We start from the raw sequence: 12,980 nt of genomic DNA, 5'->3' as shown, positions 1-12,980 counted from the left end.
GTTACAAAGCGGGCCGGGCCGGCTCCACGATCGTGGAGCCGGCCCGGCCGGTGTAGCGGTGGACTGCTCAGCAGTCGTAGTACATGGCGAACTCGTGCGGGGTCGGGCGCAGACGCACCGGGTCGACCTCGTTGGCGCGCTTCCAGTCGACCCAGGTGGAGATCAGGTCGGGGGTGAAGACGCCACCCTCGAGCAGGTAGTCGTGGTCGGCCTCGAGCGAGTCGAGCACGGCCGGCAGCGAGCCCGGAACCTGCTTGACGTCGCCCCACTCCTCCGGCGGGAGGTCGTAGAGGTCCTTGTCGATCGGCGTCGGCGGCTCGATCTTGCTCTTGATGCCGTCCAGGCCGGCCATCATCATGGCCGAGAAGGCCAGGTAGACGTTGGCCGACGGGTCCGGCACGCGGAACTCGACGCGCTTGGCCTTCGGGTTGGCGCCGGTGACCGGGATGCGGGTGCAGGCGGAGCGGTTGCGCTGCGAGTAGACCAGGTTGACCGGGGCCTCGTAGCCCGGCACCAGGCGACGGTACGAGTTGACCGTCGGGTTGGTGAACGCCAGCAGCGACGGCGCGTGGTGCAGCAGACCGCCGATGTACCAGCGAGCGGTGTCGGACAGGCCGGCGTAGCCGGTCTCGTCGTAGAACAGCGGCTCACCGTTGAGCCAGAGGCTCTGGTGGGTGTGCATGCCGGAGCCGTTGTCACCAAAGAGCGGCTTGGGCATGAACGTGGCGGTCTTGCCGTTGGCCCAGGCCTCGTTCTTCACGATGTACTTGAAGAGCTGGAGCTGGTCGCCGGCGTGCAGCAGCGTCGAGAACTTGTAGTTGATCTCGGACTGGCCGGCGGTGCCCACCTCGTGGTGCGAGCGCTCCACGGTGAAGCCGGTGTCGACCAGGCGGCGCACGATCGAGTCGCGCAGGTCGGCGTAGTGGTCGACCGGCGGCACCGGGAAGTAGCCGCCCTTGTAGGCGGTCTTGTAGCCGAGGTTGCCGCCCGCCTCATCGCGGCCGGTGTTCCAGGCGCCCTCGATCGAGTCGATGTAGTAGAACGACTGGTGCGCCGAGGTCTCGTGGCGGATCGAGTCGAAGATGTAGAACTCCGCCTCGGCGCCGAAGTAGGCGGTGTCGGCGATGCCGCTGGCCGCCAGGTACGCCTCGGCCTTCTTCGCGACGTTGCGCGGGTCGCGGCTGTAGGCCTCGCGGGTGAACGGGTCGTGGATGAAGAAGTTCAGCGCGAGCGTCTTCTGCGCGCGGAACGGGTCGATGAACGCGGTGGCGACATCCGGGAGCAGGAGCATGTCCGACTCGTGGATCGCCTGGAAACCGCGGATCGACGAACCGTCGAACGCGAGGCCGTCGGTGAAGAGGTCGTCGTTGACGGACTCGACCGGCAGGTTGAAGTGCTGCATCACACCGGGCAGGTCACAGAAACGCACGTCGACGAACTTCACGTCCTCGTTCTTGAGGTATCGCAGCAGTTCCTCGGGATTGGCGAACACACATCCTCCTGGCACGTCCACGGGTGGCTAGCGTCCTGGGGACGCTATGGCCGGGGAGTTGCCCGGCCATGTCTTCAGTGTTTCTGCCGTGTTACGTCCCTCGCGGAGCGTCAGGGATGCTCCTGTCCACGCACTCAGCCTGCGCGAACGTCGTACCGGCTGTGCCAGTGTAATGACACTTGAGGTCATTGGCCCGAATCGGCACGCTGTGGTGACGGCTCCTCGACGGCTCCTCGGTGGCCTCGATTCGGACGCGGATACCCTTGATCGCTGTGACCAATCCGCACGTCCCGGCAGCGCCGGCCACCGACCCGACCTTCACCCCGCCGAGCCTGGGCCGGCGCTTCGGCGCGCTGATCGTGGACTGGGTGCTCTGCCTGCTGGTGGCCAACATCTTCGCCGACCCGGTACGCGACGGTTGGGCGCCGGTGCTCGTGCTGATCCTGGAGTACGGCCTCTTCCTCGGCCTGTTCGCCCAGACGCCGGGCATGTACATCACCAAGGTCCGCTGCGTGAACTGGCACGACGGGGGTCGGATCGGCGTGCTCCGCGCGCTGGCCCGGGGCGTGCTGCTGGCGCTCGTCGTCCCCGCGCTGATCATGGACCAGCACCGCCGGGGCGTACACGACCGGCTCGTCGACTCGGTCGTCGTCGACGCCCCCCGCGCCTGACGCCCGAGCACTGCCCGCCTCCCGGGACCGACGCGGCTCGGCCGGGCCCCGCAAGATCCGCACAGCTTCCCCGATGTTGCTGCTTCCCGCGCGTCGGAGGCAGCAACATCGGGGAAGGTGCGCAGATCTTGGACCCGGGGCCCGAGGGCGTGCGAGAAAGAGCCGGACCCGTGGGGGTCCGGCTCTCTTCGGGTACGAGGTCAGCGTCGCGGCTGACGGGCGCCGCCCGGCGGGCGCATGTTCTTCGGGATCGCGCCCTTGGGCATCTGCGGACGGGCGGTGAGCGCCTTGAGGCGCCTGTCCAGCGCGTTGACGTCCTTGCCGCTGAGCGCGCGGGGCAGCCGCAGCAGGGTGTTGCGCAGCTTGCGGATCGGCAGCTCGCCCTCCTGCTGGCCGATCACGTAGTCGTGCAGCGGGGCGGAGCCGATGACCTTGGCCAGTCGACGCTTCTCCTGCCCGAGCAGGCCGCGTACGCGCTGGGGGTTGCCCTCGGCCAGCAGGATCACGCCCGGCCGGCCGATCACCAGGTGGACCATGTCCATCTGGGTGGTGGAGCTGACGGCCGGCGTGACCCGCCAGTCGCCGCGCATGTTGTCCATGATCTGCGCCGCCGCGCCGGGCTGCCCCTCGGCGGCGTTCATCATCGCCGCATTGGACCGCAGGTTCAGCACGATCAGCACCGCGAGCAGGGCGAACAGGATGCCCAGCGGCAGCCAGATCCAGCCCCAGAGGATCACCGCGACCACGGTGAGCGCGAGCGGGATGAGCACCGCTGCGGCGACCAGCGGCGCGAACCACCGGTCCTGCTTGGCGGTGAACTGGAACACCATCCCGATCTGCTTCAGCCGCTGGCCGAACGAGACCTTCTCCTGGGGCTTTGCCATGCCGCAGAGTCTAGTGGTCCCCGTCGCCCGGGTTGATCCGCGTCCGGGTGCCGCCCGGCTGAGTACCTTACGTCCCCTCAGCGGCCCGGATCGGGCGAGTAAGGAGGGTGCCGCTGGGAGAGATGAGGCGGTGTGCCCATGCCGGGTTGGGGCCTTCACGCGAAGAGTTGTCGGCAGCGAACGACGACGCGACGAAGGAGCCTGACATGTTCGGCAACGACGTGGACTTCCTGCTCTCCCTGCACCGTACCCAGGCCGCCGAGCTGCGGGCCGAGGCCGCCGCGGAGCGACTGGCCCGCTCGATGACGCGCCGGGGCGGCCGTACCTGGACCGGCCGCCGCCAGCCGGTCCGCCGCACGGGCGACGACCGCCGGTGACCGCGACCGCGCCACCCGACACGGCCGACCGGCCCGTCCCGTCGCCAAACGGGGGCGGCGGGACGGGGCCGCGACCGCCGGCCGGGCCGCCATGGCGCGGGCCGGCCGGCGGGGTCGCGGTGTCGTCCGGTCATGGCATGCTCGGTCGCGTGACCCTCCGTGCCGCGAGTTCCGTCCTTGTCGGCCGCCAGCGCGAGATCGCGGCCCTGCACGACGCGCTGGGTCGGGCCGGCAAGGGCGAGCCGGCCACCGTGCTGGTGGGTGGTGAGGCGGGGGTGGGCAAGACCCGGCTGTTGGAGGACTTCGCGGCCCTGGCCACCGCCTCCGGCACCCGGGTGCTGGTCGGCCAGTGCCTGGAACTGGGGGAGGCGGGATTTCCGTTCGCCCCGTTCGCCGCCGCGCTGCGCGCGGTGCTGCGGGCCGACGGCCCGGAGGTCTTCGCCGGTTTCGAGGCGGAGTTCGCCCGTCTGCTGCCGGAGCTGGGCCGGACGCCGACGGCGTCGACCCTGTCGCGAACGGGACCGCTGACCGACGCCCCGCGTGGATACCTGTTCGACCTGGTCGCCGAGCTGTTCCAGCGGCTCGCCGACGTTCGGCCGCTGCTGCTGGTAATCGAGGACCTGCACTGGGCGGACCGGTCCACCCGGGATCTGATCGGTTTCCTGGTCCGGGCCGCGCGGCCGGGCCGGCTGCTGCTGGTCTGCACGTACCGCACCGACGAGCTGCAGCGGGGGCATCCGCTGCGCCCGTTCCTCGCCGAGCTGGACCGGGCCCGCGGTGTCGAACGGGTCGAGCTGGGCCGGCTGGACCGCGACGGCACCGCCGCGATCCTCGCCGACCTGCTCGGCGGCGAGCCGGCACCGCGTGCCGTCGACGACGTGCACAAGCGTACGCAGGGCAACCCGTTCTTCATCGAGGAGTTGGCGGTGGCCGGCGACCCGATCGGCTGCGCGGCGATCCCCGAGACGCTGCGTGACCTGCTGCTGGCCCGGGTGGACCGGCTGCCCGAGCCGACCCAGCGGGTGCTGCGGATCGCTGCGGCCGGCGGCACGCGCTTCGCCCACGATCTGCTCGCCGAGGTCGCCGGCCTGCCCGAGGCCGAGTTGGAGGAGGCGCTGCGCGCCGCCGTCGCGGCCCAACTGGTGGTGGCCGACCGGGACGGCGACTACGAGTTCCGGCACGCTCTGGTCCGTGAGGCCGTGCACGACGAGTTGCTGCCCGGCGAGCACGCCCGGCTGCACGCGCGGTTCGCCGCCGCGATCGAGGCGCAGCCGCACCTGGTCGTCGCCGGCCGCGCCCCGGCCGAGATCGCCCACCACTGGTACGCGGCGCACGACCATCCCCGGGCCCTCGTCGCCGCACGGGTCGCGGCCTGCGCCGCCGCCGACCGGTACGCCTACGCCGAGCAGCGCCGCCTGCTGGAGCGGGCGTTGGAGTTGTGGGAGTTGGTGCCGGACGCGGCCGACCTGCTGGGCATGGACCATCTGGCGTTGCTGGAGCAGACGCTGGACGCGGCGGTGACGGCCGGCGACTTCAGCCGGGCCATCACGTTGACCCGCGCCGGACTGGCCGAAGTGGACGCCGACGCCGCGCCGTTGCGCGCCGCCCGCCTGCTCAACCAGCGGGGCCGACTGATGGCCCTGCTGGGCAAGAGCGACGGCAGGCGGGAGTTGGACGAGGCGTACCGCCTGGCGGCCGGCGGTCCGCCCGGTGTCGAGCGGGTCCGGCTGCTCGCCGACATCGCCACCCACCTGGTCAAGATCGATGCGGCGCAGGCCGCGCGGGTGGCGGCCGAGGCTGCCACCGACGCGCAGGCGCTGGGCGCGGAACCGGCCCTGCTCGCGACCCGGATCGCGCTGCTCTGCCAGGGCGAACGGGACGACGGACGAGGGCTCGCGGAGCTGGACCGCGCCGAGGCGGCGGCGCGCGCGTCCGGTGACGTGCCGGCTTTGGTGCTCGCCAAGGTGTTCCAGTCGGACCTGCTCTGCGAGGCGGGCCGCTACGCCGAGTCCGCCGAGGCGGCCGAGGCCGGGATGGCCGAGGCGCGGCGGGTGGGGATCAGCCGCTCGACCGGGGCGTACCTGCTGTCCAACCGGGCGGAGGCGCTGATCGCCTTGGGCCGCTGGGACGAGGCGGAGACGGTGTGCGCCGAGGCGGCCCGGATCGACCTGTCCGGCGTGACCGGCCTGCACTGGCTCCAGGTGTGCGCCGGTCTGCGGCTGGCCCGGGCGCACCCGGGCGCCGAGGAGCTGGTCGAGCGCGCGTTGGCCTTCCTCGGCCGGCCCTACCTGTGGCCGAACCACCGACTGCCCCTGCACGAGCTGGGGATCGAGGCCGCGCTGGCCGCCGCCGACGTGTCCGAGGCGGTACGCGCGGCTCGCGTCGCGGTGGCCGACGGGAGCCTGCCGCAGCTACCCCGCGAGGGCTGGCCGGTGCTGAGCGCTGCCGCGCGTACCGCCGCCCGCACGGGTGACGTCGAGCTGGCCGCCGCCGTGGCCGCGCTCGCGGCCGACCTGCCGGCGCGGCACCCGGCCGCTCGGGCGCACTCCGACCAGGTCAACGCGCTGCTGGCGGCCGACGACGAGACGTTGCCTGCGTGGCGCACGGCAGTGCGGGCGTGGCGGGCCGACGGGCAGCCGTACCCGCTGGGCCGGGCGTTGCTGGCGCTGGCCGAGGCCGCCGCCCTGGCCGGCGAGCGGGACGAGGTGTCGGCGGCGATCACCGAGGCGGCCGAGATCGCCCGGCGGCTCGGCGCGACGCCGCTGGCCGGGGCCGCCGCCACCCTGGCGCGGCGGGTCGGTCTGCGCGGGGCGGGCGCCGGCGGGGCCGGCCCGGATGTGCTGACGTCCCGGGAACGGGAGGTACTGCGGCTGGTCGCCGAGGGGCACAGCAACAGCCGCATCGCCGAGCGCTTGTTCATCTCACCGAAGACGGCAAGCGTGCACGTCTCCCGCATCATCGCCAAACTGGACGTCACCAACCGGGGGGAGGCCGCCGCGCTGGCCCACCGCCTCGGCCTGCTGGCCGAGCCCGCCACCCAGCGTTGACGGCAGCGGCTACCGTCAGCGGCCACCGTCAGCCGCGCGGCAGGTAGATCCGCCAGCCGTCGAGGGTGACCAGGTCGAGGGCGTCCGGGCCCGCGCCGAGTCGCGCGTCGAGCCGGGCCGCCAGCGGCGACCCGGTCGCCGCCACCCAGGCGGGCGCCGCCGCGCGCTCCACCTCGCGGCGGTACGCGGGGTAGCGGTCGAAGCCGGGGCGCAGGTCGTCGTCGACGACCGCGCAGACCACCCGCTCCGCGCTGGCGAAGGTGAGACGGTTGCAGGTCCAGTAGCCGGCGCGCACGTACCGTACACCGAGGTCACGCAGCGTGGTCACCAGCGCGGCGTGCCGGGTCTCGGCGGCCCGGGTCGCCGGGGCCGTCCGCGCCGCCTGCGCGGTGGCCCAGGCGGTGGTGAGCAGCGTGGCGGCCAGGACGGCGAGCGCGACCGGCCGGGCCGCCGTCGACCCCGACCGGGCCAGCGTCCAGACCGGCCAGAACAGCGCCGGCACGGCGATGAGCAGGGTGGACAGGTACCGGGCGCTCTCCGCCGGGGTCAGGCCGGAGGAACTACTCACGGTGTACGCGACGAGCGTTGCCACCGCGGCAAACACGAGAGCCAGTCGCACCGCCCCCGCGACGCGGGATGACACCCGGCCCGGGTCGGCCGGAGCCGCTGGGCGGCGCAGGGCGCGCCAGGCCGTGCCGGCCGCGACGACGAGCAACACCGGCAGCGCGTACGCCCACCACAGTTGCCAGGTGGCGCAGGCGCCAGGGTCGCAGAAGCCCATCCCGAGCGGCGGCCCGACCAGCAACCCGCCGTGCAGCCGGGCGGCCCACCCGGCGGTGGCGTCGGCACCACCCGCGGCGAGCACCGCGTGCACCGGATTCCGGCCGGTCAACAGGCTGTCCGTGAGCAGCGGGGCGGCCCCCAGCAGGACGCCCACCCCGACCAGCGCGCCGGCCCGACCGCGCAGCTCGCGGTGGCAGAACCCGACGAGCACCGCTCCGGTCGCCACGACGTACGGCAGCACCAGCGGATCGACCCAGAGCATCAGGCCGGCCAGGAATCCCCAGGTCGCCCAGCGCGTCAGCCGCCAACCGGGTCGGCCGGCGGCCAGGTCCACGGCGAGCAGGGCGAGCGCCACGCCGACGGCGTTCATCTCGGGATAGCCGCCGCCGGCGATCAACTGGTTCTTGACGACCCGGTCGGCCCCGAGGGCGAGCAGGACAACCACCAGCAGGCCGAACCAGCGGTCCCCGGTCAACCGCAGCGTCAGCCGCCAGGCCAGTAGCAGGAACAGCGCGTACAGCGCCAGCGTGGGCAGCCGCAGAGCGACCAGCGACGGGCCGGCGAGCGCGAACACCGGTGCGGCCAGGTACGCCTCCAGCGTGCCCATGTACTGCTGGCCGTAGAACCAGACCGGGAAGTCCTCGCCCCGGGCGATGTGCAGCGCGGCCAACCCCATGGTGGCCTCGTCGCTGTTCGTCGGCGGAGTGGCGTGGCCCAGCAGCCAGAGCCGGTAGCCGACCCCGGCGAGCAGGGCCAGCCCGGTGAGCCAGCCGACCGGGCCGAGGCGCGCGCCGGGCCGCGGACGCGGTCGATCCGCGCCGCGCGGCTGGTCGCGTACCCCGGCGGTCATCGCACGATCATGACACCCGGGCGCCGCACGGTCCGTGCGGCGCTGTCGGCGGGTCAGCCCGCGGTGGCGACCGTGGCGGCGGCGCGGGCGTCGATCGCCTGCTGGTAGAGCCGGCCGGCGCGGTACGACGAGCGCACCAGCGGCCCGCTCATCACCCCGGCGAAGCCGATCTCCTCGGCCTCCTCGCGCAGCTCCACGAACTCCTCCGGCTTGACCCAGCGGGTCACCGGGTGGTGCCGGGGGGAGGGGCGCAGGTACTGCGTGATGGTGATCAGCTCACAACCGGCCTCGTGCAGGTCGCGCAGCGCCTGCGACACCTCGGCCCGCTCCTCGCCCATGCCCAGGATGAGGTTGCTCTTGGTGACCAGGCCGTCGGCGCGGGCCTGCCGGATCACGTCCAGAGAGCGGTCGTAGCGGAACGCGGGCCGGATGCGCTTGAAGATGCGCGGCACGGTCTCCACATTGTGCGCCAGCACCTCCGGGCGGGAGCCGAACACCTCGGCCAACTGCTCGGGGACGGCGTTGAAGTCCGGGATCAGCAGCTCGACGCCGCAGCCCGGCTGGAGGGCGTGGATCTGCCGGACCGTCTCGGCGTAGAGCCACGCGCCGCCGTCCGGCAGGTCGTCGCGGGCGACGCCGGTGATGGTGGCGTAGCGCAGGCCCATCGAGACGACCGACTCGGCGACCCGACGCGGCTCGTCGGCGTCGAACTCGGCCGGCTTGCCGGTGTCGATCTGGCAGAAGTCACAGCGCCGGGTGCACTGGTCGCCACCGATGAGGAAGGTGGCCTCCCGGTCCTCCCAACACTCGTAGATGTTGGGGCAGCCGGCCTCCTGGCAGACGGTGTGCAGACCCTCGCGCGAGACGAGCCCGCGCAACTGGGTGTACTCCGGGCCCATCTTGGCCTTGACCTTGATCCACGGTGGTTTGCGCTCGATCGGCGTCTCGGCGTTGCGCGCCTCGATACGCAGCAGGCGACGCCCCTCGGGGGCGGCCGTTGCGGTACGCGCTGCCTGGCCGGTCGTCGGCGCGGAGTGCTCGATCGTCACGAAAACGAGCCTACGCCGGATGGTGGCCGTCTATGTGCGTCAGGCGACCGGCATCACGCCGCTGACGTTGTGACGCCGGACACCGGTAAGCCGAAAAATGGCGTCACACGCTCCCGGTCGGGATGTTAGCGTCGCCGGCAACAGCGACGACGGAGCCGAGTAGCACCCCGACCCCGCCAGCGCAGAGAGCCGCCGGTGCTGAGAGGCGGTCTGGCGCCGGGGAGTGAAGACCCTCCCGAGCTGCGGGAAGAACGGTAAGGAAGGGCCCCTTCTTAACGCCTGCGGTAGAGGAAGGGCACCTTCCTAACGCCTAGTAGAGCCCGCCCGGCTGGCCCCGGTCACCAGGCGACGAACGAGGCCTCCGCTTCGGCGGGGGTGAAGGTGTGGTGGCACCGCGAGGTTCCCGCTCGCCCACACCTCCCTGGGGCTGACGCGACGCATCGCTTCCCCCGGGCGGCGACGGCGTGGCGAACGACCGAGGAGTCCGCCATGCGACGAACCCTGTCCCACCACCTGGCCGCCGAGATCGGCTCGACCGTGCGGATCGCCGGCTGGGTGAACCGACGCCGACTGCTCAAGTCGGTGGCCTTCCTGATCGTGCGCGACGCGGCCGGCCTGGCCCAGGTGGTCGTCACCGACCCGGCCGTCCGCGCCGAGCTGGAGAAACTGACCGAGGAGACGGTCGTCGAGGTCGTCGGCACGGCCACGTCGAACACCACGGCGCCCGCCGGGGTCGAGCTGACCGACCCGACGGTACGTCCCCTCGGACCGCCCGCCGTGCCGCCACCGTTCGACCTGTACCGGCCGGCGCTCACCGCGAGCCTGCCCACCCAGCTGGACAACGCGCCGACCGCGCTGCGGCACCCCACCCGGTCGGCCGCGTTGCGGATCTCGGCGGCGGCGGTGGCCGGTTTCCGTGCCGCGCTCGACGCGCGCGACTTCGTGGAGATCCACACTCCGAAGGTGGTCAGCTCCAGCACGGAGAGCGGGGCGAACGTGTTCGCGCTGGACTGGTTCGGCCGGCCCGCGTACCTGGCCCAGTCGCCGCAGTTCTACAAGCAACTGATGGTCGGCGTCTTCGAGCGCGTCTACGAGGTGGGGCCGGTCTTCCGGGCTGAGCCGCACGACACCGTGCGGCACCTCGCGCAGTACACGTCGCTCGACGCGGAGCTGGGCTTCGTGACCGACCACCGGGACGTGATGCGCGTACTGCGTGACACCGTGGCGCAGATGCTGGGCACGACGGGCGAGCGGGCCGGCGGCGCGCTGGCCGCGCTCGGCGTCACGCCGCCGCAGGTGCCGGCGGAGATCCCGGCCGTGCACTTCACCGAGGCGTTGACGATCGCCGGCGCGCCCGCCGACGAGCCGGATCTCGCGCCCGCCCACGAACGGGCACTCGGCGAGTGGGCGCTGCGCGAACACGGGTCCGACTTCCTCTTCGTCACCGGCTACCCGATGGCGAAACGGCCCTTCTACACCCATCCGGACCCGGCGCAGCCCGCGTACTCGAACGGTTTCGACCTGCTTTTTCGCGGCGTGGAGTTGGTCACCGGGGGACAGCGGCTGCACCGGCACGCCGACTACCTGGCGGCGCTGGCGGCCCGGGGTGAGCCGGTCGAGCCCTACGCCGGCTACCTGGACGCGTTCCGGCACGGCATGCCGCCGCACGGCGGGTTCGCCATCGGTCTGGAACGGTTCGTGGCCCGGCTGGTCGGCGCGGCCAACGTCCGGGAGGTCACCGCGTTCCCACGGGACCTGCACCGCCTGACGCCGTGAGCGGGGGCACGGGTCGGCGTCCGGTGACGTCGGCCCGTGCGGGCTCAGACCTCGACGAGGGTGGCGAGGCGGCGCTCGACCACGGGGAGCACGTCGGCGACGGTGATCGGACGGCCCAGTTCGGCGGTGAGCGACGTGACGCCGGCGTCGCGGATGCCGCAGGGCACGATCCGGTCGAAGTACGCCAGGTCGCAGTCGCAGTTGATCGAGAAGCCGTGCAGGGTGACGCCTCGGGCGACGCGGATGCCGATGGCGGCGACCTTGCGGGCCGGCCCCCGGTCGTCCTCGGGCACCCAGACGCCGCTGCGCCCCTCGACCCGGCCGGCGGTCAGCCCGAACTCGTCGCACACGCCGATGAGCAGGTCTTCCGTCCGGCGGACGTAGGCGACGACGTCCACCGGGTCGGGCAGCCGCAGGATCGGGTAGCCGACGAGCTGACCCGGGCCGTGCCAAGTGATCTTGCCGCCACGGTCGACGTCGACGACGGGGGTGCCGTCCATGGGACGGTCCCACGGCTCGGTGCGCTTTCCGGCGGTGTAGACGCTCGGGTGCTCCAGGAGCAGCACGGTGTCGCCGCGCTCGCCGGCCACCACCGACTCGTGCAGGCGCCGCTGCTCGTCCCAGGCAGCCTGGTAGTCGAGCAGGCCGGCGCGGACGGCCGTCAGGCCGGGGGTCGTCGTCGTCACGGCATCCAGCCTAGTCCCGCGCACGGTTCGAATCCCTGGTGAGACGTCTCACCAGGGCCCACGCTGAACCACTCGGGAGGTCGTTGTCACGCCGAAGCGGGACCGCTCGCAATGCGGCGACGACGCATGCGCCGCATGACGAGGACGAACGCCAACAGCGTCGGCGCGGCCAGTGTCAGGTACACCCAGAGCGAGGCGGCGAACGGTGACGGCCGTGGCTCCGGCCCGCCGAACGCGGCTCTTATCAGCAGGTCGCCCGGCACTATCAGGTCGGTCGACCCGCCCGGCGTGGTCACCAGCACCTCGCGACGACCGTCGGGCGACAGCGCGGCGAGGGTGGCACGCCGGTCGGTGTCCTGCTCCGTGTCGCTGAGGTAGCGCACGACGGGGTCGGCACCACGCCAGCCGAGGATGCCGCTCACCGAGGTGCCCGCCGGCAGGGCCGTTCCGACAGCTTGGCCGGTGGCCGCGTCCAGAAATTCGACTCGCCAGGTGCGCGCCGCGATCTGCTCGGACGTGCACCTGGGCCCGGCGCAGCCGTCGAAGGCGAGCAGCGCGAGCCGCCGGCCGTCGGGATGCCAGGCGGCCGGCCCGGCAAGTATTCGCCTGTCGCCCAGGTCGACCTGCCAACGAGGGGCGGCGCCGGTCGGGTCGACGACTACCAGTCGTTGGCGTTCGGCGAATCGGGCTGGCACGTCCGGCCAGCCGGTGGCGGCGATCAGGTCGCCACCGGGTGACCAGGCCGCCGCGGTGTGCTGGGTGAAGGTGCCGATGTCGACCACCCGCTCGGCGCCCTGGAACGGGTCGATGACGAGCAGGTCGTCGGACTTTTCCGGATCGTTGAGCTGCTGGTTCTCCGGCCCGTAGGTGATCACGCCGTCGTCGTTGCTGCGGGTGCCCAATACGCGCCGCCCGTCCGGCGACCAGGCCAGCGCGTCCACCCCGACGGTCATGGGGCGGCTCTGCCGGCCGGTGGTGAGGTCGAGCAACTCGCCGGACTGTGGCCGCAGATAGTGCCGTCCGTCCGGGGAGAGCAGCCCGTGCCCTTCGCCGATGCCGATCGGGATCAGCCGGTACGCGCCGTCCCGGGCCACCACCACCCCGGTCGACTCGAAGTAGCGGGTGCGATCGGTGAAGAACACCAGCGCCGCCGGACCGGCGGGCCGTTGCCCCACGGTGGCCTGCCACAGCCAGGGGTTGTGCACCCGGGTCGGCACCACGTTGGCTGTGGGGTCGGCGGCAGCGCTGGCCGTGGGCGTAACGCCTGGCGCGCTGAGAGCCACGAGGGCCAGCGCGCCAGCCGCCGCGACCCCGCGCCCCAGTTGGCGGCCCATCATTCCCATCGGGCCATTAGACGCGATGAAA

At 72.7% G+C, this 12,980-nt stretch carries 10 protein-coding genes; 4 read left to right on the top strand and 6 right to left on the bottom strand.

What is annotated here, in order from left to right:
• Window positions 1-67 precede the first annotated feature (67 nt).
• A complete protein-coding gene (gene glnA / locus ACQP03_RS25835) occupies window positions 68-1,492 on the bottom strand; it encodes a type I glutamate--ammonia ligase (protein WP_357170622.1) in 1,425 nt (474 codons plus the stop codon).
• 272 nt (window positions 1,493-1,764) lie between these two features.
• Here glnA and ACQP03_RS25830 point away from each other — a divergent pair, with 272 nt between their 5' ends.
• A complete protein-coding gene (locus tag ACQP03_RS25830) occupies window positions 1,765-2,163 on the top strand; it encodes an RDD family protein (protein WP_396832917.1) in 399 nt (132 codons plus the stop codon).
• A gap of 200 nt (window positions 2,164-2,363) precedes the next feature.
• On the opposite strand, the gene ACQP03_RS25825 is transcribed toward ACQP03_RS25830, so the two are convergent.
• On the bottom strand, window positions 2,364-3,047 hold the full coding sequence (locus tag ACQP03_RS25825; protein ID WP_355049339.1) for a DUF4191 domain-containing protein: 684 nt from the start codon (window positions 3,045-3,047) through the stop codon (window positions 2,364-2,366).
• Window positions 3,048-3,253: 206 nt separating this feature from the next.
• Between ACQP03_RS25825 and ACQP03_RS25820 the strand changes: the two genes are divergently transcribed.
• Complete coding sequence (locus ACQP03_RS25820) at window positions 3,254-3,424, top strand: hypothetical protein (protein ID WP_357126617.1); 171 nt, start codon at window positions 3,254-3,256, stop codon at window positions 3,422-3,424.
• Between the two features lie 149 nt (window positions 3,425-3,573).
• Window positions 3,574-6,471 carry a helix-turn-helix transcriptional regulator gene (locus ACQP03_RS25815; RefSeq protein ID WP_433458806.1) on the top strand — a complete coding sequence of 966 codons (2,898 nt, stop codon included), beginning with the start codon at window positions 3,574-3,576 and terminating at the stop codon, window positions 6,469-6,471.
• 28 nt (window positions 6,472-6,499) lie between these two features.
• Here ACQP03_RS25815 and ACQP03_RS25810 read toward each other — a convergent pair whose 3' ends face one another.
• The gene (locus ACQP03_RS25810; protein ID WP_433458804.1) at window positions 6,500-8,104 is read right to left on the bottom strand and encodes a hypothetical protein; all 1,605 of its coding nucleotides are present in this window, start codon (window positions 8,102-8,104) and stop codon (window positions 6,500-6,502) included.
• Between the two features lie 53 nt (window positions 8,105-8,157).
• Window positions 8,158-9,153: a lipoyl synthase gene (gene lipA, locus ACQP03_RS25805; RefSeq protein WP_357126626.1), complete on the bottom strand. Its 996-nt coding sequence runs from the start codon at window positions 9,151-9,153 to the stop codon at window positions 8,158-8,160.
• 489 nt (window positions 9,154-9,642) lie between these two features.
• On the opposite strand from lipA, the gene aspS reads away from it, so the two are divergent.
• Window positions 9,643-10,929, top strand: a complete 1,287-nt coding sequence (gene aspS / locus ACQP03_RS25800) for an aspartate--tRNA(Asn) ligase (protein WP_357397839.1) — start codon at window positions 9,643-9,645, stop codon at window positions 10,927-10,929.
• A gap of 44 nt (window positions 10,930-10,973) precedes the next feature.
• Here aspS and lipB read toward each other — a convergent pair whose 3' ends face one another.
• On the bottom strand, window positions 10,974-11,615 hold the full coding sequence (gene lipB, locus ACQP03_RS25795) for a lipoyl(octanoyl) transferase LipB (RefSeq protein ID WP_355241494.1): 642 nt from the start codon (window positions 11,613-11,615) through the stop codon (window positions 10,974-10,976).
• A gap of 86 nt (window positions 11,616-11,701) precedes the next feature.
• Window positions 11,702-12,958, bottom strand: coding sequence for a hypothetical protein (locus tag ACQP03_RS25790; RefSeq protein ID WP_357170633.1), 1,257 nt, complete (start codon window positions 12,956-12,958; stop codon window positions 11,702-11,704).
• Window positions 12,959-12,980 lie beyond the last annotated feature (22 nt).

The sequence above is a fragment of the Micromonospora sp. CA-248212 genome (assembly GCF_050948405.1).
GTDB lineage: Bacteria > Actinomycetota > Actinomycetes > Mycobacteriales > Micromonosporaceae > Micromonospora.
This window is presented reverse-complemented; position numbering and strand designations above follow the sequence as displayed.

Coding starts and splice junctions, on each gene's coding strand:
- ACQP03_RS25820 (WP_357126617.1), top strand. CDS start 3,254: ATGTTCGGCAACGACGTGGACTTCCTGCTCTCCCTGCACCGTACCCAG.
- ACQP03_RS25790 (WP_357170633.1), bottom strand. CDS start 12,958: ATGGGAATGATGGGCCGCCAACTGGGGCGCGGGGTCGCGGCGGCTGGC.
- ACQP03_RS25810 (WP_433458804.1), bottom strand. CDS start 8,104: ATGACCGCCGGGGTACGCGACCAGCCGCGCGGCGCGGATCGACCGCGT.
- ACQP03_RS25825 (WP_355049339.1), bottom strand. CDS start 3,047: ATGGCAAAGCCCCAGGAGAAGGTCTCGTTCGGCCAGCGGCTGAAGCAG.
- aspS (WP_357397839.1), top strand. CDS start 9,643: ATGCGACGAACCCTGTCCCACCACCTGGCCGCCGAGATCGGCTCGACC.